At 70.8% G+C, this 19,744-nt stretch carries 24 protein-coding genes; 12 read left to right on the plus strand and 12 right to left on the minus strand.

Annotated elements, in window-relative coordinates; all coding sequences use genetic code 11:
- Positions 1-58 precede the first annotated feature (58 nt).
- Positions 59-982 (minus strand): agmatinase, encoded by a 924-nt coding sequence (gene speB, locus BHU06_RS12825; RefSeq protein WP_070399594.1) that lies wholly within the window; start codon positions 980-982, stop codon positions 59-61.
- A 242-nt stretch (positions 983-1,224) separates the two neighbouring features.
- Positions 1,225-2,529, minus strand: a complete 1,305-nt coding sequence (locus tag BHU06_RS12830; protein WP_070399595.1) for an AsmA family protein — start codon at positions 2,527-2,529, stop codon at positions 1,225-1,227.
- Positions 2,530-2,658: 129 nt separating this feature from the next.
- Here BHU06_RS12830 and BHU06_RS12835 point away from each other — a divergent pair, with 129 nt between their 5' ends.
- Complete coding sequence (locus BHU06_RS12835) at positions 2,659-4,023, plus strand: transaminase (protein WP_070399596.1); 1,365 nt, start codon at positions 2,659-2,661, stop codon at positions 4,021-4,023.
- Between the two features lie 3 nt (positions 4,024-4,026).
- On the opposite strand, the gene BHU06_RS12840 is transcribed toward BHU06_RS12835, so the two are convergent.
- Entirely contained in the window at positions 4,027-4,608 is a 582-nt protein-coding gene (locus tag BHU06_RS12840) for a hemerythrin domain-containing protein (RefSeq protein ID WP_070399597.1), read from the minus strand.
- A gap of 157 nt (positions 4,609-4,765) precedes the next feature.
- Between BHU06_RS12840 and BHU06_RS12845 the strand changes: the two genes are divergently transcribed.
- The 9 genes from BHU06_RS12845 to BHU06_RS12885 all read left to right on the plus strand — a co-directional run bounded on the left by BHU06_RS12845 (position 4,766) and on the right by BHU06_RS12885 (position 10,073).
- A complete protein-coding gene (locus tag BHU06_RS12845) occupies positions 4,766-4,963 on the plus strand; it encodes a heavy-metal-associated domain-containing protein (RefSeq protein WP_070399598.1) in 198 nt (65 codons plus the stop codon).
- On the plus strand, positions 4,963-5,445 hold the full coding sequence (gene cueR, locus BHU06_RS12850; protein ID WP_070399599.1) for a Cu(I)-responsive transcriptional regulator: 483 nt from the start codon (positions 4,963-4,965) through the stop codon (positions 5,443-5,445). Before BHU06_RS12845 ends, cueR begins: the two co-directional genes overlap by 1 nt.
- Before the next feature lie 45 nt (positions 5,446-5,490).
- The gene (locus BHU06_RS12855; protein WP_070399600.1) at positions 5,491-6,099 is read left to right on the plus strand and encodes a Spy/CpxP family protein refolding chaperone; all 609 of its coding nucleotides are present in this window, start codon (positions 5,491-5,493) and stop codon (positions 6,097-6,099) included.
- 306 nt (positions 6,100-6,405) lie between these two features.
- Positions 6,406-7,167: a septum site-determining protein MinC gene (gene minC / locus BHU06_RS12860; protein WP_070399601.1), complete on the plus strand. Its 762-nt coding sequence runs from the start codon at positions 6,406-6,408 to the stop codon at positions 7,165-7,167.
- 31 nt (positions 7,168-7,198) lie between these two features.
- The gene (gene minD / locus BHU06_RS12865; RefSeq protein ID WP_070399602.1) at positions 7,199-8,014 is read left to right on the plus strand and encodes a septum site-determining protein MinD; all 816 of its coding nucleotides are present in this window, start codon (positions 7,199-7,201) and stop codon (positions 8,012-8,014) included.
- 3 nt (positions 8,015-8,017) lie between these two features.
- Entirely contained in the window at positions 8,018-8,278 is a 261-nt protein-coding gene (minE, locus tag BHU06_RS12870; RefSeq protein ID WP_070399603.1) for a cell division topological specificity factor MinE, read from the plus strand.
- A 179-nt stretch (positions 8,279-8,457) separates the two neighbouring features.
- Complete coding sequence (infA, locus tag BHU06_RS12875) at positions 8,458-8,709, plus strand: translation initiation factor IF-1 (protein ID WP_035622498.1); 252 nt, start codon at positions 8,458-8,460, stop codon at positions 8,707-8,709.
- 128 nt (positions 8,710-8,837) lie between these two features.
- Positions 8,838-9,356 carry a hypothetical protein gene (locus BHU06_RS12880; protein ID WP_175442850.1) on the plus strand — a complete coding sequence of 173 codons (519 nt, stop codon included), beginning with the start codon at positions 8,838-8,840 and terminating at the stop codon, positions 9,354-9,356.
- 87 nt (positions 9,357-9,443) lie between these two features.
- Positions 9,444-10,073 carry a LysE family transporter gene (locus BHU06_RS12885; protein ID WP_070399604.1) on the plus strand — a complete coding sequence of 210 codons (630 nt, stop codon included), beginning with the start codon at positions 9,444-9,446 and terminating at the stop codon, positions 10,071-10,073.
- A gap of 15 nt (positions 10,074-10,088) precedes the next feature.
- Here BHU06_RS12885 and BHU06_RS12890 read toward each other — a convergent pair whose 3' ends face one another.
- Positions 10,089-11,387, minus strand: a complete 1,299-nt coding sequence (locus BHU06_RS12890; RefSeq protein ID WP_070399605.1) for an NAD(P)/FAD-dependent oxidoreductase — start codon at positions 11,385-11,387, stop codon at positions 10,089-10,091.
- A gap of 84 nt (positions 11,388-11,471) precedes the next feature.
- A complete protein-coding gene (locus tag BHU06_RS12895; RefSeq protein ID WP_070399606.1) occupies positions 11,472-11,792 on the minus strand; it encodes a YnfA family protein in 321 nt (106 codons plus the stop codon).
- A gap of 117 nt (positions 11,793-11,909) precedes the next feature.
- Here BHU06_RS12895 and cadR point away from each other — a divergent pair, with 117 nt between their 5' ends.
- On the plus strand, positions 11,910-12,347 hold the full coding sequence (gene cadR / locus BHU06_RS12900) for a Cd(II)/Pb(II)-responsive transcriptional regulator (protein ID WP_070399607.1): 438 nt from the start codon (positions 11,910-11,912) through the stop codon (positions 12,345-12,347).
- A gap of 1 nt (position 12,348) precedes the next feature.
- Positions 12,349-12,804, plus strand: a complete 456-nt coding sequence (locus tag BHU06_RS12905) for an AAC(3)-I family aminoglycoside N-acetyltransferase (RefSeq protein WP_070399608.1) — start codon at positions 12,349-12,351, stop codon at positions 12,802-12,804.
- Positions 12,805-12,822: 18 nt separating this feature from the next.
- Here BHU06_RS12905 and BHU06_RS12910 read toward each other — a convergent pair whose 3' ends face one another.
- From BHU06_RS12910 to BHU06_RS12940, 7 genes are all read right to left on the minus strand, one after another.
- A complete protein-coding gene (locus BHU06_RS12910) occupies positions 12,823-13,383 on the minus strand; it encodes a hypothetical protein (protein WP_070399609.1) in 561 nt (186 codons plus the stop codon).
- A 36-nt stretch (positions 13,384-13,419) separates the two neighbouring features.
- Entirely contained in the window at positions 13,420-13,770 is a 351-nt protein-coding gene (locus BHU06_RS12915; protein ID WP_070399610.1) for a Na+/H+ antiporter subunit G, read from the minus strand.
- A gap of 61 nt (positions 13,771-13,831) precedes the next feature.
- Positions 13,832-14,110 (minus strand): K+/H+ antiporter subunit F, encoded by a 279-nt coding sequence (locus BHU06_RS12920; protein WP_070399611.1) that lies wholly within the window; start codon positions 14,108-14,110, stop codon positions 13,832-13,834.
- Between the two features lie 58 nt (positions 14,111-14,168).
- Positions 14,169-14,717, minus strand: a complete 549-nt coding sequence (locus tag BHU06_RS12925) for a Na+/H+ antiporter subunit E (RefSeq protein ID WP_083293213.1) — start codon at positions 14,715-14,717, stop codon at positions 14,169-14,171.
- Positions 14,714-16,357, minus strand: a complete 1,644-nt coding sequence (locus tag BHU06_RS12930) for a monovalent cation/H+ antiporter subunit D (RefSeq protein WP_070399843.1) — start codon at positions 16,355-16,357, stop codon at positions 14,714-14,716. Before BHU06_RS12930 ends, BHU06_RS12925 begins: the two co-directional genes overlap by 4 nt.
- Before the next feature lie 97 nt (positions 16,358-16,454).
- The gene (locus BHU06_RS12935) at positions 16,455-16,799 is read right to left on the minus strand and encodes a Na+/H+ antiporter subunit C (RefSeq protein WP_070399613.1); all 345 of its coding nucleotides are present in this window, start codon (positions 16,797-16,799) and stop codon (positions 16,455-16,457) included.
- Entirely contained in the window at positions 16,799-19,720 is a 2,922-nt protein-coding gene (locus BHU06_RS12940) for a monovalent cation/H+ antiporter subunit A (protein WP_070399614.1), read from the minus strand. The genes BHU06_RS12935 and BHU06_RS12940 overlap by 1 nt, the downstream gene beginning before the upstream one ends.
- Positions 19,721-19,744: the final 24 nt, after the last annotated feature.

The following is a 19,744-nucleotide window of genomic DNA, read 5'->3' on the forward strand; positions in this document are numbered from 1 at the left end:
GTGCCTGCGGCCTGCCAAAGCCCGCTCCGCGGGGCCCCGCGATGGCGACAGGTCGCGCTCATCGCTGCTGTGCCACGCGGCCGGCCAGGTAGGTCCACACAAAGCAGGCGGCCGCGTTGCTGGTGAGCTCGGCGTGGTCGTAGGCGGGCGCCACCTCCACGCAGTCCATGCCGATCCAGTTCAGATCGGCCAAGCCTTCCAGGAAGCTCAGCACCTGAGAACTCGTGAGCCCGCCGGGCTCTGGCGTGCCGGTGCCGGGCGCGAAGGCCGGGTCCAGCACGTCGATGTCGAGCGTGAGGTAGGCCGGCCGCCCGGCCAGGCGCTCGCGGATGGCGCCGATCACCGGCCCCAGGGCCGCGCCGTCGAGCCCGCGCAGGTCGCGCGCCGTGAAGATCTGACCGCCCTGGTCGGCCACGTAGTCACGCGCGGCGCGCTCGCCGCTGGAGCGGGTGCCGATCTGCACCGTGTGCGCGGCGCTCACCAGGCCTTCCTGGATGGCTTCGTAGGTCCAGGTGCCGTGGCCCGAGGGCTCGCCGAAGTGGTCGCTCCAGGTGTCGCAGTGGGCGTCGAAATGCACCAGGGCCAGGGGCTCGCCGCCGTGGCGCGCCTTGGCCGCGCGCAGCAGCGAGAGCGTGACCGAGTGGTCGCCGCCCAGAAAGACGCAGTGGTGCTTGTCCATCAGCGCCGTGGCCTGGCGCTCGATGTGCGCGCGCACCTCGGCCAGGGGCGAGGCATTGGGCAGGCGCATGTCCAGCGCGTCGCCCAGGTGCTCCAGCGGCGAGACGTCGAACACCGGGTGGATGCCGTCGCACAGCATGAGGCTGGCGGCGCGGATGGCCTGCGGCCCGAAGCGCGCGCCAGGGCGGTTGGTCACCACGCCGTCGAAGGGAATGCCGCAGACCGCGTACGGCTGCTCAGCCAGCGGCGCGCAGGCCAGGAAACGGTTGCTGTTGTTGGCGTAGGCGAACTGACCAAGGGCCATGGTGGGAAACGGTGTCGGTGAAGGGAGCGCAAAGCGGTGGGCGACGATAGCGCCACGCCCCGGCGCCACAGGGGACCACTTGGACCGCGAACCCGGCGTCCACCCGCGGCGTTCCCGTCAGGCGAAATCCCACACGGGCGGCGGCGTCCGCGCGTCAGGCCCTGCGTTTGCTGGGCGAGCCCGAGGAACCGCGGGGCGTGGAAGTCGCCCAGGACGGGCCCGATGCCGCCCGAACCCCGGGTTCAGCGCCCCTTCTCGCGGCCGCCGAACAAACCCTTGAGCCCTTCGCCCAGCCGATCGCCGATGTTGGCGCCCGCCCCCGTGCCCACGCCCGGCATCACCGCCGTGCCGATGGCCGCGCCCAGCAGCGCGGCGCGCGTGAGCGTCACTTGAGGGTCGTCCAGCGTGCCGCCCACCGCCAGCGGCACGCCCACCACGCCGGCCGTGGCCCCGCGGGTCACGTCCACGCGCACGCGGCCCGACAGCGCCCGGCCCGGCGAGATCGCCACCTCGCCCGTGGCCGCGAGCAGGCCCGAGTTCGCCACCAGGTTCGACAGCTGAATGGCCTTGCCGCGCGTGCTCACCTGACCGGCCAGGGTATCGAGTTCGGTCAGCCCGCCGCTGGACAGGCCCACGGTGCTCGCCGCCTTCAACAGGTCCAGCCCATGCAGCGTGGCGCCGCTGACGGTGAAGCGCGTGTCGCTGCGCAAGGCGTTCACCAGCGCCTCGGCGCTCACGCGCTCGGGAAAGCGCGCGCCCAGCGTGGTGTCGGCCTGCAGGCGGCCCGTGAGCGTCTGGCGCGGCGCGGTCAGGGCCGACACCTCCACACCTTCGGTTCGCAGCCGGCCATCCAGCACCACGCGCCGCTCCTTCGCGCCGGCGCCGGGCAAGGTGACCGTGAGGGGACCCCGCACGCGGCCCCTGCCCACGCGCGCATCCAGCGCCCAGGCCGTGGCCTCGCCCTCGCGGCGCAGCGTGGCCGTGGTGCCGCGCAGCGCGCCGCCCACAATGGCCAGCTCGGCCTGGGCGGGCCAGCCGTCGTCGGCGAAGCGCAGTTCGGCGTTCACCGTCGTGCGCGCGCCGTCGGCCGCGAGCCAGCTCACCTCGTCGAGCACCAGCTCGCGCGGCAGCAGCGAAAAATCGATGGCCTCGCCATCGGCCGGCGCGGACGCCGGTGCGGCCCGCGCCCGCGCGCCCAGCAGCGCGACCGTGGCCTCGGGCAGCACCGCCTGCCGGACCACCAGCGTCTGCACGCGCAGCCGACCAGCCAGCAGGTCCCACCAGCGGGGGCGCAGCTCCACGCGCTGCAGCGACAAAGGCGTGCGCGCCTGGATGCTCAGCCCGTTCACCGCCACGCCGGGCACGGGCCACAGCGCCAGGCCGATGGCCTGCGCGCGCACCGGCGCGCCCAACACATCGCTCGCCTCGGCCGCCAGCCGCTCGCGAAAGGCCTCGCCCGCCACCCAGCGCTGCAGGGCCAGCAACAGGGCGGCGAGCAGCAGCAGGGGCAGAAGGCACCAGAGGGCGATTCGAAGGGGTCGGCGCATGCCGAAATTGTGCCCAGTCTGTGGCGCTTCACCGGGGCGCCAGCCTTGCCGGGCACTGTCGCGCCGGTCCCCCGGGCCCGCCGGTCACTGGACCTGTGCGGACCGCGCCCCGCGCCGTAGAGTGACCGCATGAACGCCTCCGCCATTCCTTCCGAGCGCCTCGCAGCGCTCCACCGGTCCGAATCCGAGCGCTTCATCGCCACCCACCCGCGCTCCATGGCCCAGGCCGAAGCGGCGCGCGCCCACTACCTGTTCGGCGTGCCGTTGCACTGGATGCGCGACTGGCCCGGCCCCGCCACGCTGGCGGTCGAGCGCGCGCAAGGCGCCGCGCTGTTCTGCGCCGACGGCCTGCGCTACAGCGACTTCTGCCTCGGCGACAGCGGCGCCCTCTTCGGCCACAGCCCCGAACCGCTGGCACAGGCCATCGCGCAGCAGGCCGAGCGCGGCCTCACCTGCATGCTGCCGTCCACGCACGCACTCGCCGTGGGCGAGGCCTTGCAGCGCGTGTTCGGACTGCCCGTGTGGCAGCTGGCGCTGTCGGCCAGCGACGCCAACCGGTTCATGCTGCGCTGGGCGCGCGCCGCCACCGGCCGGCCCCAGGTGCTGGTGTTCGATGGCTGCTACCACGGCGCGGTGGACGACACCCTGGTCGATCTCGACCCGGCCTCGGGCACCACCGTGCGCCGCCCTTCGGTGCTGGGCCAGGTGCACAACCACCACGCCTTCACCCGCGTGGTGCCCTTCAACGACCTGGCCGCGCTGGAGGCGGCGCTGTCGCGCGGCGACGTGGCCTGCCTGCTGGCCGAACCCGCGCTCACCAACTTCGGCCTGGTGCCCCCCAACCGGGGCTTCTGGCCCGTCGCGCGCGAGCTCTGCCGCCGCCGCGGCACGCTGTTCGTGGTCGACGAGACGCACACCCTCTCCACCGCGCTTGGCGGCTACGCACGCGCCCACGAACTGAACCCCGACGCCCTGGTGGTGGGCAAGGCCGTGGCCGGCGGCCTGCCCTGCGCGGTCTATGGCGTGACGGCCGAACTCGCGCAGCGCATGGCGCGCGCCAAGGACAGCGCACCCGAAGGCCACAGCGGCATCGGCACCACGCTGTCGGGCAATCCGCTGACCCTGGCCGCGCTGGAGGCGGCGCTCACCCACCTGCACACCGAGGCCAACTACGCGCACATGCTGGCCATCGCCGCGCTGCTGCAGGACGGCCTGCTCAAGCGCCTGCACGCCGCCCACCGGCCCTGGACCGTGACGCGCCTCGGCGCCCGCCTCGAGCTGCAGTTCATGCCGCGCACCCCGCGCCAGGCCCAGGACGTGCGTGAACACGCCCAGGGCGCGCTCGAATCCTTCACCCACCTGTTCATGCTCAACCGCGGCGTGCTGCTCACGCCCTTCCACTGCATGATGCTTGCCAGCCCGGCCACCACGCCCGCCGACGTGGAACGCCTGCTGTCGGTGTTCGACGAGCTGCTCACGGCGCTCGCCACCTGAACCTCAGCCCACGCCCACGGGTGAGGGCGCGAGCCGCACGATGCGCGTGAACAGGCGGTCAAAGGCCGGGTCGCACTGGCCCTCGGGGCTCAGCGGGTCCACATGGCTGGAGAAGGCGGCGTCCAGCGCGCGGCGGTCGGCTTCGTCCAGCAGTTGCTCCGCCGCCGGCAGCACCACCTGCTCCTCCAGCTTCATGTGGGCCAGGTAGAAGCGCACGTAGGCCTGGGCTTCGTCCACGAAAGCCTGGCGCCGGGGCTCGCCCAGGTACTCCCAGGCCATCAGCAGGTGCACCAACTCGCGCACGCGGTCCTCGCCGCCCATGTGCTCCTTTTCCAGGCGCTGGATGGTCTCCAACGTGTGCGGCGCGGCGCGCGCCACGCGTGGAAACAGCAGGTCCGACTCCTTCGGGTGGTGCAGCTTCTCGGGAAACTCGCCGATGTAGAACAGCATGGCCCGCAGCACATCGAAGAAGCGCTCGGGGCCATCGGTCTCGGGGCCTCGATCGATCATCACCAGCATCGAGCGCAGCATCGCCGACAGGCTGGCGTGTTCGTCCCGGACGGTGCGCAGGGCGTCGGATTTCATGGCGGATCTCCTCGAGGGTGGAACCCGCGCAGCTTCCCACGCGGCGCCCGCACGCGCCTTGATGCAGGTCAAGGCCTCCGCGCCCCAAAACCGCGCGCTTGACCTTGACACCGTGTCAAGCTTGAGAATGCTTCTACCCCAACTCAGGAGCCTCTCCATGAACCAGACCTTTACCGTGCAAGGCATGACCTGCGGCCACTGCGAACGCAGCGTCACCAACGCCATCAAGCAGATCGACCCCCAAGCCGAGGTGCGCATCGACCGGCCACAGAACCGCGTCGAGGTGCACAGCAGCCAGTCGCGCGAGAAGATCGCTGCGGCCATCCGCGAAGAAGGCTACGCGGTGGCGGCCTGATGGACACCCGCACCACCGCCTGGCCGGTCAACATCGGGCAGGCCGCGCAGCTCAGCGGCATCTCGCCCAAGATGCTGCGCCACTACGAAGGCCTGGGCCTGCTCGGCGAGGTGCGGCGCACCGACAGCAACTACCGCCAGTACGCCGAATCCGACGTGCACACGCTGCGTTTCATCCGCCGCGCGCGCGACATGGGCTTCACGCTCGACGAGATCCGCGACCTGGTGAACCTCTGGCACAACCGGCGGCGCAGCAGCGACACCGTCAAGCGCATCGCGCAAAAGCACATCGGCGACCTGGCCGAGCGCATCGCCGCCCTGGAAGCGATGCGCCGCACCCTGGAAGACCTGGTGGTCCGCTGCCCTGGCAACGACCGGCCCGACTGCCCCATCCTGGACGACCTCGGCGGCGGCGCCGACAAGGATCTTTACAAGAACCACACAGAGCCTGCCACTTTGCTGCACAGATCCCGCCCACAGTGAGACCCACGCCACCAGCCGGTGGTCCCACCGTACCAAGGAGTGCCCATGAAACCCTCGTTCAGCCGCCGCGCCTTTGCCGTCACTGCCGCTGCCACCGCCATCACGGCCCTGTCCTTCACCGCCGTCGCCCAAGGCGTCGGCGCGCCGGCCCAGCCGGCCCCCGCCACCAGCGCCGCCCAACCCCAGGCGCAAGCCCCCCGCCACGACCCGCAGCGCCACGCCCAGCGCATGGAGCGCCTGCAGCAGCGCATGGCCGAGCACCAATCCCGCCTGAAGGACAGCCTGCAGCTGCGCCCCGAACAGGAATCGGCCTGGAACGATTTCGTCGCGAAGATGAAGCCCCCCCCCCGGCCTGCGGGTGAACGCCCCAACCGCGAGGACTGGGCCAAGCTCAGCACGCCCCAGCGCCTGGACCGCCTGGACGCGATGAAGGCCGAGCGCGACCGCCAGGTGGCGCAACGCCACGATGCGATCCGCCGCTTCTACGCCCAGCTCACGCCCCCGCAGCAAAAGGCCTTCGACGCGCAGCGCGGCATGGGCCTGGGCGGCATGCGCCATGCGGGCCATCGCGGCCCCATGGAGCGTTTCGACCGCATCGGGCACGGCGGCCAGGGCTTCAAAAGCCATGGCGAACCGCGCCAACCCCGCCTCTGACTTCTTCCTACTGAATCCATTACTTAAATTAGTGGTAGTAGATAAGGGGCGCTGTCTTCTGTGGACAAGCGCCCCTTGTCCTTTGGCGACAAGGATTTTTCGATCCTGACAAGTCTGTGTGAAGCACCCGGCCAAACGTGAACCCCGAATGGGGACAAACCGCGAATGCCCGCCGTTCCTGTGGACAAGTCATGGCTTGTTCCAGAATTACCCACAGCTTTGTTCCAAAGTCTGGTGACAGTTGCTCACGAAAGGCCTCGGCACCCGCTGCTACACTGCGCGGCTTTCGCCCGCCCGCCTTTCGCAATGCCCGTGTCCCTCGGCGGCCAAGCGCCCGCCAGCTTCGATCTCAAGAGCGTTCACCTGCCGCTGCTGGCGCTGCTGCTCAAGTCGGGCGACATGGAGTTGCTGCGCCGCGAGTTCGGCCAGCGCTACGGCGACCAGCCCGAGTTTTTCGACCACGACCCGCTGCTCATCGACCTGCAAGGCCTGAGCGGCGAGCAAGCCCTGCCCGACCTGATGCAGGTGAGCGAGTTGCTGCGCGCGCACCGCCTGCGCCCGGTGGCCGTGAACGCGGCCAGCGAGGCCCAGCGCGCCGCCGCCCAGGCCGCCGGCCTGCCGCTGGCCGACGCGCCGCTGCTCACCCGCCAGGGCCACGCGCCGGCGCCGTCCGCCAGTGCGGCCCCGGTGGCCGTTGCGCCGCCACCGCCGGTGCCCGCGCCGGGCGCCCTGGTCATCGACAAGCCCCTGCGCTCCGGCCAGCAGGTCTACGCGCGCGGTGGCGACCTGGTGGTCATGGCCATGGTGAACCCAGGCGCGGAGGTCATCGCCGATGGCCACATCCACGTCTATGCCCCGCTGCGTGGCAAGGCCATGGCCGGCGCGCGCGGCCACGCGCAGGCGCGCATCTTTTCCCTGGCCATGGCGCCCGAGCTGATTTCCATCGCGGGCGTCTACCGCACCAGCGAGGTGCCGCTGCCGCAGGCCCTGCTGGGCCGGCCCGCCCAGGTGCGCTTGCACAGCACCGCCGACGGCGACCGCCTCGTCATCGACGCCCTGTCCACCTGAAACCGAACCACCGAATCCACGGAGCCATTCCATGACCCGAATCGTCGTCGTCACGTCCGGCAAGGGCGGGGTGGGCAAGACCACCACCAGCGCGAGTTTTGCCACCGGCCTGGCCCTGCGCGGTCACAAGACCGCGGTCATCGACTTCGACGTCGGCCTGCGCAACCTCGACCTCATCATGGGCTGCGAGCGCCGCGTGGTCTACGACCTGATCAATGTCATCCAGGGCGAGGCCAACCTCAACCAGGCGCTCATCAAGGACAAGCAGGTCGACAACCTGTACATCCTGGCCGCCAGCCAGACGCGCGACAAGGACGCCCTCAACCAAGACGGCGTCAAGCGCGTGCTCGACGAGCTCTCGGGCATGGGCTTCGATTACATCGTCTGCGACTCGCCGGCCGGCATCGAATCCGGAGCGCTCATGGCCATGCACTACGCCGACGAGGCCCTGGTGGTGACCAACCCCGAGGTGTCCAGCGTGCGCGATTCCGACCGCATCCTGGGCATGCTCTCCAGCAAGACGCGCCGCGCCATCGAGGGCAAGGAAGCCATCAAGGAGCACCTGCTCATCACGCGCTACAACCCCAGCCGCGTGGCCGACGGCCAGATGCTCTCGCTGCAGGACATCCAGGATATCCTGCGCATCCCGCTGATCGGCGTGATCCCCGAGAGCGAATCGGTGCTGACCGCGTCCAACCAGGGCACGCCGGCGATTCACCTCAAGGGCAGCGACGTGGCCGAGGCCTACGGCGACGTGATCGACCGCTTCCTCGGCAAGGACAAGCCGCTGCGCTTCATCGAAGCCGAAAAATCCGGCTTCTTCAAGCGCCTGTTCGGAGGGAAATAAGGCATGTCCCTGCTGTCTTTCCTGCTGGGTGAGAAGAAAAAGACCGCTTCGGTCGCCAAGGAGCGCTTGCAGATCATCCTGGCGCACGAGCGTTCCGGTCGCAGCGCCGCCGAGCCCGACTACCTGCCCGCGCTGCAGCGCGAGCTGGTGGCGGTGATCGGCAAGTACATCCGCATCAATCCCGACGACATCAAGGTCCAGCTCGAGCGCCAGGACAACCTCGACGTGCTCGAGGTCAAGATCGAGCTGCCCGAGCACCGTTGAGCCCAGGCCGGTAGAATCCCCAGGTTTCGCGCGCTCCTCAGCGCGCCCGCCCGGACTCCCGCCCCGGGCCTGCCGCTGGCCATCGCCCTGATGGCCTTTTTCACGCTCCCCTGCCCCGTGGCCGCCCGGCGGTCGCGCGATGGCTTGTTGGCGCGTGGCCGTCTCTGGAAAGGAACCGCATGGCCAAGGAAGAACTGATCGACATGATGGGTATCGTCAACGAGGTGTTGCCCGACACGCGTTTTCGCGTCACCCTGGACAACGGGCACCAGCTCATTGCCTATTCCGCCGGCAAGATGAAGAAGAACCACATCCGCATCCTCGCGGGTGACCGTGTGTCGCTGGAGCTGTCGCCCTACGACCTGACCAAAGGCCGCATCAACTTCCGCCACCTGGAAGGCCGAGGCCCGGCGACGCCGCGCCGCCGCTGAGACCAGGAAAGTCATCAGCATGTCACGGTCGGGCCGTACAGCGCCCGATCGGCGGCATTCAGCGCACCGCCTGATCGGCCGAGAACATGGCCAGGGCTCCACCGGAGCCGCCGTGTTCGAGGTCAACCATGTTGGTGCGTTTCCCCCGCTTGTCTGGCCGGTGCCCAGCCCGTTCGGTGCTGGTGCTGGCCCTGGGCCTGCCGCTGCTGGCCCTTGCCGCCCCGGATGGGGCTGCGCCCCCGGCGCCGGCCACCCCAGCGGCCCAGATCTGGATCAACGTGGGCGGCTTTTCGCGCCACTTCGACCGCAGCAAGCACCACAACGAGCGCAACTTCGGCTTCGGTATCGAGTGGCGCACTTCGCCCGAGTTGTCGTACATGGCCGGTGTGTACGACAACAGCGTCGGCAAGCATTCCCAGTACCTGGCGGCCAACTGGCAGCCCTGGAGCCTGGGCCCGGTCAAGCTGGGCGCGGCGGTCGGCCTCATGAATGGCTACCCGGCGATGAAGCGCGGCGGCACCTTTTTCGCCGCCCTGCCCATGGCCTCCATCGAAGGCCGGCGCTTCGGCGTCAACCTGGGTCTCATTCCCTCGATGAAGGACGTGGACGGCGCGGTGGTGCTGCAGTTCAAGCTGCGCCTGCACTGAATCGGGCCCGGGCGGCGACCCATGGCCGCGCGGGGCCGACCGCCTGGCGCTAGCATTACCGGCTTCGCCTTCCACCGAGCATCCACCATGGAATTCGCCACCTGGCTCGCCTTCTTCGCCGCCTCCTGGGCCATCAGCATCTCGCCGGGCGCGGGTGCCGTGGCCGCCATGAGCGCCGGGCTCTCGCATGGTTTTCGCCGCGGCTACCTCACCACCCTGGGCCTGGTGCTGGGCATCTGGACGCAGATGCTGGTGGTCTCGGTGGGCCTGGGCGCGCTGGTCACGGCGTCCAGCACCGCCTTCCTGGTCGTCAAGTGGGCCGGCGTGGCCTACCTGGTGTGGCTGGGCATCCAGCAATGGCGCGCGCCCGCGCGGCCCCTGGCCAGCGGCGACGAGGCGGCCACCAGCCGGCGCGCGCGCGACCTCATCGCGCGCGGCTGGATCATCAACGCGCTCAACCCCAAGGGCACGGTCTTCCTGCTGGCCGTGGTGCCGCAGTTCCTCGACCTGGCGCAGCCGCTGGCGCCGCAGTACCTGGTGATCGGCCTGACCCTGGGCTTCACCGACCTGGTGGTGATGGCGGGCTACACGGCGTTGGCCGCGCGCCTGCTGCGCACGCTCAAGTCGACCGCGCACATCCGCGCGCTCAACCGTGTGTTCGGCACGCTGTTCGTGGTCGCGGGCGGCCTGCTGGCGATGTTCAAGCGCAGCGCCTGAGCGCCGCCCCGCCGCTCAGTGCAGCTTCACCAGCGGCGTCGCGCGCTTCACCAGGAAGCGCGCCACCGCCAGCGTGGCCGTGCGCGCCGTGCCCAGCACCGCCTGGTGGTGCATCAGGTGCAGGCTGGTGTACATCACCCGCGCCAACAGGCCCTGCACGAACCAGCTCGGGCCGAACAGCTTGCCCATGAGGCTGCCCACCGAGCTCTGGGTGCCCAGCGACACCAGCGAGCCGTGGTCGTGGTAGCGGTATGGCGCCTGGCCGGGCGGGCGGCCTTCGGCCAGCTGGCGCAGGCGCTTGGCCAGGTAGCTGGCCTGCTGGTGCGCCGCCTGCGCGCGCGGTGGCACGAGGCCGCCACCCGGCAGGACGCAGGCCGCGCAATCGCCCAGCGCATGGATGGCCTCCTGGCCCTTCACGCGCAGGTCGGGCTCCACCTCCACCTGGCCTGAGCGGGTCACCGGCAGACCCTGCTCACCCAGCAGCGCCGGCGCCTTGATGCCCGCGGCCCAGACCACCAGGTCGGCGGGAAAGCGGCGGCCCTCGGTGTCGGTCACGGCGTCGGGCGCCACGCCGGCCACGCGGCAGGACGTGACCACGTTCACCGCGCGTTCGCGCAGCAAGGCCGTGGCCGAGGCCGACACGCGCTCCGGCAGCGGCGCCAGGATGCGGTCCGCGCCCTCGATCAGGGTGAGCTGCACGTCGCGCAGGCCGTCGAGGCGGCGAAAGCCGTAGCGCGTATGCACCTGGCTGGCCTCGCGCAGCTCGGCCGCCAGCTCCACGCCGGTGGCGCCGCCGCCGATGATGACCACGCGCACCGCCGCCTCCACGCCCGCGCTCTTGCGCAGTTCGGCCGCCGTCAGCAGCTTGAGCATGCGCTGGCGGAAACGCTCGGCGTCGGCCGGCTGGTTGAGCGACATGGTGTGCTCGGCCGCGCCGGGCACGTTGAAATGGTTGGCGGTGCTGCCCAGCGCCAGCACCAGCTGGCCATAGACCAGCGTGCGCTCGGGGATGAGCAGCTCGCCGTGCTCGTCGTGCACGGCGTCCACGGTGATCATCCGCTGCCCGGCGTTCAGGCCCTTGAACGCGCCCAGGCAGAAGGTGAAGCGGTTGTCGTGCGCCAGCATCTCGTACGACAGGCCCTCCTGGTGGATGTCCAGCGTGCCGGCGGCCACCTCGTGCAGCGAGGGCTTCCAGATGTGGAAGAGCTGGCGGTCGACCAGGGTCACGCGCTCGGGGCCCAACTGACGGCCCAGCTTGCAGGCGAGTTCCAGGCCGCCGGCGCCGCCGCCGACGATCACGATGGGGTGGTTCATGCCAAGGTCCTTCGCGGCAAAAGGGCGCCGCACTGCGCCCATCATGCCAAAGGCCCGCCGCCGCCTTTTCGCGCGCGTGTGGCCTCAGCGCGGCTGGAACGCGATCAGCGCCATGCCCGCCAGCGCGATCGCCACGCCCGCCACGTCCCAGGCGCTGGGCCGCACGCCGTCCACGGCCCACAGCCAGGCGATGGCCACGCTCACGTACACGCCGCCGTAGGCCGCGTACACCCGCCCCGACGGCGCGTCGTGCAGCGTGAGCAGCCACACGAAGACCGCCAGGCTCAGCGCCGCCAGCGGCAGCGCCCACCAGCCGGCGGCCTGCTGGCGCAGCCACAGCAGGGGCAGGAAGCAGCCGAGGATCTCGGCCAGGGCGGTGACGATGTAGAGCAGCAGGGTTTTCATCGGGGACGGGCGCGATGGGCCCGGCCCGATTGGACCAGAGCGCCCGCGGGGCCTTGAAATGCCCCGGCCCACCCTGAAGTGGCTACAGTGTCAGCCACCGCTACCAGGAGCCCGGCCATGCAGATCAAGGACCTCTCCCGCGCCACCGGCGTCGATATCGAAACCATCCGCTACTACGAGAAGCAGGGCCTGCTGCCCGAGCCCGCGCGGCGCGACAACGGCTACCGCGACTACGCCTCCGAGCACCTGGAGCGCCTGGCCTTCATCCGCCACTGCCGCGCGCTGGACATGCCCCTGGCCGACGTGCAGCGCCTGCTGGGTTTCCTGGACGACCCCGATTCGCACTGCCGCCACGTGGACGGCCTGGTGGACGAGCAACTGGCGCGCGTGCGCGCCCGACTCAAGAGCCTGCGCGCGCTGGAAAAGCAGCTGCTGCGCCTGCGCGAGCGCTGCCAGGACGGCGAGGACGGTTCGAGCTGCGGCATCCTGGACGAGCTGGTGTCGGCCGCGCATGGCGAGGCCTGCGCCTGCCACGCCCAGACGGCGGGGGCCTGAGATGGCGGCCCCCACCCTGCACCGGCTCGGACCGGACGACCACGCCCTGCTGCTGCGCCTGAACGCGATGTTCGCCGAGGCCTTTGACGACGATGAGACCTACACGGGCGCCCCGCCCGACGAGGCCTGGGCGCGCGAGGCCCTGGGCCGCCCGGGCCTGATCGCGCTGGTGGCCCTCGATGGCGAGGCGGTGGTCGGCGGTCTGGTGGCCTACGAGCTCGACAAGCTGGAACGCCGCCGCCGCGAGGTCTACCTGTACGACCTGGCCGTGGCAGAGGCGCACCGCCGCCAGGGCATCGCCACGCAACTCATCGACCACTTGCGCGCCATCGCGCGCGAGCGCGGCGCCTGGGTGGTGTATGTGCAGGCCGACCACGGCGATGAACCCGCGATCGCGCTGTACACCAAGCTCGGTGTGCGCGAGGACGTCATGCACTTCGATCTGCCGCTGGACTGAGCGCGCGGCCGCACGGGCTCAGACCCGCGAGCCCGTCGCCTGCTCGATCGCCTGCATCGCGGCCTTGAAGATGCGCTGGCGGTCGGCCAGCTTCACCTTGTGCTGCTCGTGCAGGTCGTTGAGGGCGATGGTCAGGTCCAGCATCAGGTTCTTCAGGGCCTTGCGGTCCAGCTCGTGGCCGATGCGGCCGTTGGGCAGGCGCACGCCCGGCCCCAGCGGCAGCAGGCACAGCAGCAGCACCGTCCACAGCTCGGGCACTGGCGCCAGGAAGTGCAGCCAGTACGGCCAGCGCTCGTGCAGGGCGCGCAGCATGTCGCGGCACTCGGGGATGGTGTGCACCTGGCGCGGGTCGCGGTCCAGCCCGCTGAAGGCGAAGTACACGCCCGCGGTGAGCTGCTCCACGCGGATGGTGTTGTCCGACAGGTGCAGCAGGTCTTCCACGCAGCGGCCCAGGCCCTCGCCGCTGCCGTCGGCCAGGTTGAGCGTGAGCACCAGGCGGTGCAGTTCGGTGGGCAGGGCGTCCAGCCCCGAGCCCAGCGCCAGGCGCTGCGGGGTGCCGTCGGGGTCGTCGAGTGCCATGGGTCGAGATTCTGCGCCGAAGCCGGGCACGCCCGTTCAGCGCCGTCCCGCCAGTGGGGGAGGCAGTGGGTCGCCGGCCTGGCGGCGGCGGAACAGCGCCGCGCGCGCCAGCACGATGGTGGTGACCGGTGCGGTGATGGACAGCACGATGATGATCAGCCACACGTGCAGGGCCAGGCCCTCGGCGTGCGCGGTGAAGTGCACGATGGACGCCAGGGTGACGATCCAGGCCCCCAGCGTGGAGGCCAGCGCTGGCGCGTGCATGCGCAGGAAGAAGTCGGGCAGGCGCCACAGGCCCAGCGCCGCCACCAGCACCACCACGCCGCTGGCCAGCAGCAGCGCGGCGACCAGAATCTCGGTCCAGGGAGGGATGTCGGCCAGGTTCATTGCACGACCCTCCGTGCCGCGCACTGCGGGGCTGAGCGCCTTGGGAGCGGTCCGGCGGCGCTCATTCGATGACCTCCCCGCGCAGCAGGAACTTGGCCAGCGCCACCGAGCCGACGAAGCCGAACAGCACCATCAGCAGCGCGCCCTCGAAGTACATGTCGCTGTCGTAGCGGATGGCCAGCACCAGCATCACCAGCATGCCCACCACGTAGAGAAAGTCGACCGCCAGCACGCGGTCCTGCGCGCTGGGGCCGCGCAGCAGCCGCGCCAGGCCCAGCCCCATGGCCAGCAGGTACATCACCACGGTGGCGGTGATCGCCGTTGTCAGCAGGGAACTCATGGGGAAACCTCCGCGCAGCGTGCTGCGGTGCGAGCCGCTTCGGGCGGCCGTGCCTTGTTCATCCAAAAACCTCCTTCAGGGGCAGCTCGTAGTCGGCCTTGTAGTGGGCGATGAAGGCCGCTTCGTCGTCCAGGTCGAACACGTGCAGCAGCAGCGCCGCGCAGTCGGGCGCGAGTTCGCACCACACGGTGCCGGGGATCACGGCGGTGATCATGGACAGCGCCGCCAGGCCGTGCACGTTGCGCAGGTCCAGCGGGATCACCACGAAGCGCCCGCGCGGCGGGTCGCGCCGCGAGTGCGCGACGCCCAGCGCCACGTCGATCGCCGAGCGCACCACGTCGCGGCCCACGCGCAGGATGAGGCGGATCAGCGTGCCCCAGTGCCGCAATGGCCCGGGCGTGGGGCGCAGCGGCGCCATCAGCAGCGGCACCACCACCGCCACCAGCAGGCCCAGCCCGATCTGGCCCCAGCCCAGGCTGCGCGTGAGCAGCAGCCAGCCGCCGAACAGGCCCAGCGACAGCCAGGGAGACGGCATGAGCGCCGCCCGGACGCCCGACCGCGCCCGTTTCGGGGCCACGGGCGACGCTGCATCGGTGGGACGCTTCATGGCGTGCCTCCGCGAACCGTGGGATGCGGGACGGTGATCGCGCCGCGCACCGCGTCGATGTAGCGCTGCGGCTCGTGCAGCGCGTCGGCCATGGCGCGGGTGTAGCCCAGCACGGTTTCGGCCTGGCCCACCATCAGCAGGGACGCGCCCAGCAGCGCGGCGATGGGCAGGGTCTCGGCCACGCGCAGGCGCGGCGCGGGCCGGTCCTGCGTGGTCCAGAAGTGGCGCATGCCCACGCGCATGAGCGAAATGGCCGCGAACAGGCCCGACACGATGAGCAGCGCGAACAGCGTCCAGGCCGCGGCGCCGCGCAGCTCGAGCAGCGCGCCCAGCATGGCCAGCTTGCTGACGAAGCCCGAGAACGGCGGCAGGCCGGCGATCACCATGGCGCACAGGGTGAAGGCCACGCCGAGGAAGGCCAGTGCGGCCGGAATGGCGCGGCCGATGAGCTCTTCCTCGTTGTCGTCGAGATTGATGCCGCGCGGCGGCTCGGCGTCCAGGAAAGCCGGCAGCGCGTAGTTGCCGTCGTCCCAGTCCTCGGGGCCCTCCGGCACCTGGCGCGCGCGCTCCAGCAGCTCCACCAGCAGGTACAGCGCGCAGCCGGCCAGGGTGGAGCTGGCCAGGTAGAACAGCGCCCCGCTGCTGAGCGCGGGTGCATCGAAGCCGATGGCCGCGATCAGCGTGCCGGAGGACGCGATCACGCTGAAGCCGGCCAGGCGGTTGAGCTGCTGCGAGGCCAGCATGCCGATGGCGCCGAAGGCCAGCGTGGCCAGGCCGCCCCAGATCAGCACCGTGCCGCCGAAGCCGGCCGAGCTGCCGGCGTCGGCGGGGAAGCACAGCGTCCACAGCCGCAGCACGGCGTACACGCCCACCTTGGTGAGGATGGCGAACACCGCGGCCGCCGGCGCGCTGGCCGCGCCGTAGGCCGGCGGTAGCCAGAAGTTGAGCGGCCACAGCGCGGCCTTGGCCAGGAAGGCGATGGCCAGGATGGCCGCGCCCGCGTGCAGCAGGCCGCGGTCGCGATCGGCCACCAGGCTGAGCTTGTCGGCGATGTCGGCCATGTTCAGCGTGCCGGTGACCCCATACAGCAGCGCCACGCCGATCAGGAACAGCAGCGAGGCGAACAGGTTGATCGCGATGTAGTGCAGGCCGGCGCGCACGCGCGCGATGCCGCCGCCGTGCAGCAGCAGGCCGTAGCTGGCGGCCAGCAGCACCTCGAAGAACACGAACAGGTTGAACAGGTCGCCCGTGAGGAAGGCGCCGTACAGGCCCATCAGCTGCAGCTGGAACAGCACATGGAAGTACACGCCCGCGTGCTGCCAGCGCGCCAGGGCGTAGAGCAGCGCGGCCAGGCCCACCGCGCCCGCCAGCACCGCCATGAAGGCGGCCAGCGGGTCGGCCACCAGCACGATGCCGAAAGGCACCGGCCAGTTGCCCGGCAGGTAGACGCCAAAGACGGTGGGGCCGCCCGCCTGCACGCGCATCAGCAGCCAGATGGCCAGCGCCAGGCCCAGCGCGGTGGAGGCGGTGTTGATCGCCGCCTTGGTGCGCCGGCGACCCTCGCCCAGCATGAGCATGAGGGCGGCCGTGCCCAGCGGCAGCAGCACGGGCGCCACCAGCAGGTGTTCGGTGGCGGGCATCATCGGTTGTTCCTTCCAGGAAGGCCACGGAACCGGCTTTGCCGGGCCGTAGGCATTGCCCCCTTGAGGGGGTCGCGCGAAGCGCGGCGGGGGTGTTTCATGGCCCCTCCTCCCGGCCATCGACGTGGTCGCCGCCGGACAGGCCGCGCAGCGCCAGCAGCACCACCAGGAACAGCGCCGTGGTGGCGAAGCCGATGACGATGGCCGTCAGCACCAGCGACTGCGGCAGTGGGTCGGTGTAGTGCTGCAGGTCGGCCGGCAGGCCGGGGCGCACGATGGGTTCGGCGTCCACCGACAGGCTGCCCACGCTGAAGATGAACAGGTTGACGGCGTACGACAGCAGCGACAGGCCGATCAGGACCTGGAAGGTGCGCGGCCGCAGCACCAGCCAGACGCCGGCGCCGGCCATCACGCCAATGGCGATCGAGACGATCAGTTCCATCAGTGGGCCCCTTTCTCTTGTGCCTGTCCGGTTTCGTCGTCTTCCTGCGCCGCCTGCTGGCGGCGCGCGCGCAGCGACTGGTGGGCGATGGCCGTGAGCAGCAGCAGCGTGGAGCCCACCACCACCGTGAACACGCCGAGGTCGAACAGCGCCGCGCTGGGAACGTGCACCTCGCCCACCAGCGGCCAGGTCAGGTGCGCGGTGTGCGTGGTGAGGAAGGGGTAGCCCAGCGCCAGCGAGCCCAGGCCCGTGGCCAGCGCCACGCTCAGGCCGAAGGCGATCCAGCGCGGCGGCACCAGGCGCATGCGGTCTTCCACCCAGCGCGTGCCGCTCACCATGTACTGCGCGATGAAGGCGATGGCCACCACCAGGCCGGCGACGAAGCCGCCGCCCGGTTCGTTGTGGCCGCGCATGAACAGGTGAAAGGCGAACACCGCGGCCACGGGCAGCAGCAGGCGCACCAGCACGGCGGGCACCTCCAGGTAGCGCTGCGGCGTGTCGCCGTCCTCGCGCGTGACCAGGTCGCTTTCGATGTGCTGCGGCACCGCGCGCTGCTGCGCGGGGCGGTCGATCACCTCCACCGGCGGGCGGAAGCGCCGCAGCAGCGCGTACACGGTGATGCCCACGATGCCCAGCACCGTGATCTCGCCCAGCGTATCGAAGGCCCGGAAGTCCACCAGCATCACGTTGACGATGTTGGTGCCGCCGCCCTGCGGCAGCGCGTTGTCGATGAAGAAGGGCGAGATCGACATCGGTGCGGTGCGCGTGAGCATGGCGTAGGACAGCACGGCCAGGCCGGCGCCGATCAGCACCGCCACCACCAGGTCGCGGCGGCGGCGCCAGAAGGTGCGCCGCAGGTAGAGCGGGTCGTCCTCCTGCACGCGCTTGGGCATCCAGCGCAGGCCCAGCAGGAACAGCACCGTGGTCACCACCTCGACCGCGAGCTGGGTGAGCGCCAGATCGGGCGCCGAGAACCAGGCGAAGGTGATGCACAGACACAGGCCGACCACGCTGAGCATGATCAGCGCCGCCAGGCGGTGGAACTTGGCCTGCCACGCGGCGCCGATGGCGCAGGTCACGCCGATCGCCCACAGCAGCACGAAGCCGGGCGTGGCCGGGATGCGCGGGCGATCGCCCCAGCTCAGCGGCACCACCAGGGCCGAGCCCAAGCCGGCCAGGCCGGCGATCAGCACCATCCAGAACAGCTGCGGCTGCAGCCGCTGCGTGCCCAGCAGGCGCTGCAGCCAGCGCGCCAGCCGGGTCAGTGCGGTCAGGGCGCTGTCGAACACGGCGCGTCCGTCCAGCCCCAGCAGGCCCGGCGCGCGGATGCTGTCGCGCCGCTTCAGCCACTGGCCGAACAGCAGGTAGGCCAGCACGCCGCCCCCGGTAGCGATCAGGCTCATCACCAGCGGCGTGTTGAAGCCGTGCCAGACCGCCAGGCTGTACGCTGGCAGGTCGCCGCCCACCACCGGCGTGGCGGCCATGGCCAGCAGCGGCCCCACGGACCAGGCCGGCAGCGTGCCCACCACGATGCAGGCCAGCACCAGCAGCTCCACCGGCACGCGCATCCAGTGCACGGGCTCGTGCGGCTGGCGCGGGCAGTCGGGCGGCGCGCCGAAGAACACATCGTGCGCGAAGCGCAGCGAATACACCACCGCGAACACACCGGCCAGCGTGGCCAGCGCGGGCAGGCCGTATTCGATGACCGGGCTGGCGCTCACGAACACCGTCTCGGCGAAGAACATTTCCTTGGAGAGGAAGCCGTTGAGCAGCGGCACGCCCGCCATGGCCGCGCAGGCCACGATGGCCAGGGTGCCGGTGATGGGCATGGAGCGGAACAGGCCGTCCAGGCGGCGCATGTCGCGCGTGCCGGTCTCGTGGTCGATGATGCCCACCGACATGAACAGCGAGGCCTTGAAGGTCGCGTGGTTCATCATGTGGAAGACCGCCGCCACCGCGGCCAGCGGGCTGTTGAGGCCCAGCAGCAGCGTGATCAGGCCCAGGTGGCTGATGGTGGAATAGGCCAGCAGGCCTTTGAGATCGTTCTGGAACATGGCCGCGTAGGCGCCCAGCAGCAGCGTGGCCAGGCCCGCGCCGCCGACGATCCAGAACCACTCCGGCGTGCCCGCCAACGCGGGCCACAGCCGCGCCAGCAGGAACACGCCGGCCTTGACCATGGTGGCCGAGTGCAGGTACGCCGACACCGGCGTGGGCGCGGCCATGGCGTGCGGCAGCCAGAAATGGAAGGGGAATTGCGCGCTCTTGGTGAGCGCGCCCAGCAGGATGAGCACCAGCGCCGGCGTGTACAGCGGGTGCTCGCGGATGCGCTCGCCGGCCGCCAGCACCACCTCCAGCTCCAGGCTGCCCACGATGTGGCCCAGCAGCAGCACGCCCGCCAGCAGCGCCAGCCCGCCGGTGGCCGTGACGGTGAAGGCCATGCGCGCGCCGCGCCGCGCGTCCTTGCGGTGCGTCCAGTAGCCGATCAGCAGGAAGGAAAAGACGCTGGTGAGCTCCCAGAACACCACCAGCTGCACCAGGTTGCCCGAGAGCACCACACCCAGCATGGCGCCCATGAAGCCCAGCAGCAGCGAATAGAAGCGCGCCGCCGGGTCTTCGGCCGAGAGGTAGTAGCGCGCGTAGACGATGACCAGCAGGCCCATGGCGCTGACCAGCATGGCGAACATCCAGGCGAAGCCGTCGATGCGCACGATCAGGTCGATGCCCAGCGCGGGCAGCCAGCCCAATCGCTCGATCAGCACGGCGCCATCGCGCACCTCGGGGTAGATCAGGACCAGCGGGACGGCCACCCCCAGGGCCACCAGCGCTGCCCAGGACGATTCGAGGTTGCGTGCGTTCGTCGGCAGCAGCGCCGCGACCACGCAGCCCACGAAGGGCAATATCAGCAGGAAAAACAAGGACATGGCCCAAGTCTAGGGGACGCTCGC

This window comes from Hydrogenophaga sp. PML113 (assembly GCF_001777155.1).
GTDB lineage: Bacteria > Pseudomonadota > Gammaproteobacteria > Burkholderiales > Burkholderiaceae_C > Hydrogenophaga > Hydrogenophaga borbori.

Coding starts and splice junctions, on each gene's coding strand:
- speB (WP_070399594.1), bottom strand. CDS start 982: ATGGCCCTTGGTCAGTTCGCCTACGCCAACAACAGCAACCGTTTCCTG.
- BHU06_RS12830 (WP_070399595.1), bottom strand. CDS start 2,529: ATGCGCCGACCCCTTCGAATCGCCCTCTGGTGCCTTCTGCCCCTGCTG.
- BHU06_RS12835 (WP_070399596.1), top strand. CDS start 2,659: ATGAACGCCTCCGCCATTCCTTCCGAGCGCCTCGCAGCGCTCCACCGG.
- BHU06_RS12840 (WP_070399597.1), bottom strand. CDS start 4,608: ATGAAATCCGACGCCCTGCGCACCGTCCGGGACGAACACGCCAGCCTG.
- BHU06_RS12845 (WP_070399598.1), top strand. CDS start 4,766: ATGAACCAGACCTTTACCGTGCAAGGCATGACCTGCGGCCACTGCGAA.
- cueR (WP_070399599.1), top strand. CDS start 4,963: ATGGACACCCGCACCACCGCCTGGCCGGTCAACATCGGGCAGGCCGCG.
- BHU06_RS12855 (WP_070399600.1), top strand. CDS start 5,491: ATGAAACCCTCGTTCAGCCGCCGCGCCTTTGCCGTCACTGCCGCTGCC.
- minC (WP_070399601.1), top strand. CDS start 6,406: ATGCCCGTGTCCCTCGGCGGCCAAGCGCCCGCCAGCTTCGATCTCAAG.
- minD (WP_070399602.1), top strand. CDS start 7,199: ATGACCCGAATCGTCGTCGTCACGTCCGGCAAGGGCGGGGTGGGCAAG.
- minE (WP_070399603.1), top strand. CDS start 8,018: ATGTCCCTGCTGTCTTTCCTGCTGGGTGAGAAGAAAAAGACCGCTTCG.
- infA (WP_035622498.1), top strand. CDS start 8,458: ATGGCCAAGGAAGAACTGATCGACATGATGGGTATCGTCAACGAGGTG.
- BHU06_RS12880 (WP_175442850.1), top strand. CDS start 8,838: ATGTTGGTGCGTTTCCCCCGCTTGTCTGGCCGGTGCCCAGCCCGTTCG.
- BHU06_RS12885 (WP_070399604.1), top strand. CDS start 9,444: ATGGAATTCGCCACCTGGCTCGCCTTCTTCGCCGCCTCCTGGGCCATC.
- BHU06_RS12890 (WP_070399605.1), bottom strand. CDS start 11,387: ATGAACCACCCCATCGTGATCGTCGGCGGCGGCGCCGGCGGCCTGGAA.
- BHU06_RS12895 (WP_070399606.1), bottom strand. CDS start 11,792: ATGAAAACCCTGCTGCTCTACATCGTCACCGCCCTGGCCGAGATCCTC.
- cadR (WP_070399607.1), top strand. CDS start 11,910: ATGCAGATCAAGGACCTCTCCCGCGCCACCGGCGTCGATATCGAAACC.
- BHU06_RS12905 (WP_070399608.1), top strand. CDS start 12,349: ATGGCGGCCCCCACCCTGCACCGGCTCGGACCGGACGACCACGCCCTG.
- BHU06_RS12910 (WP_070399609.1), bottom strand. CDS start 13,383: ATGGCACTCGACGACCCCGACGGCACCCCGCAGCGCCTGGCGCTGGGC.
- BHU06_RS12915 (WP_070399610.1), bottom strand. CDS start 13,770: ATGAACCTGGCCGACATCCCTCCCTGGACCGAGATTCTGGTCGCCGCG.
- BHU06_RS12920 (WP_070399611.1), bottom strand. CDS start 14,110: ATGAGTTCCCTGCTGACAACGGCGATCACCGCCACCGTGGTGATGTAC.
- BHU06_RS12925 (WP_083293213.1), bottom strand. CDS start 14,717: ATGAAGCGTCCCACCGATGCAGCGTCGCCCGTGGCCCCGAAACGGGCG.
- BHU06_RS12930 (WP_070399843.1), bottom strand. CDS start 16,357: ATGCCCGCCACCGAACACCTGCTGGTGGCGCCCGTGCTGCTGCCGCTG.
- BHU06_RS12935 (WP_070399613.1), bottom strand. CDS start 16,799: ATGGAACTGATCGTCTCGATCGCCATTGGCGTGATGGCCGGCGCCGGC.
- BHU06_RS12940 (WP_070399614.1), bottom strand. CDS start 19,720: ATGTCCTTGTTTTTCCTGCTGATATTGCCCTTCGTGGGCTGCGTGGTC.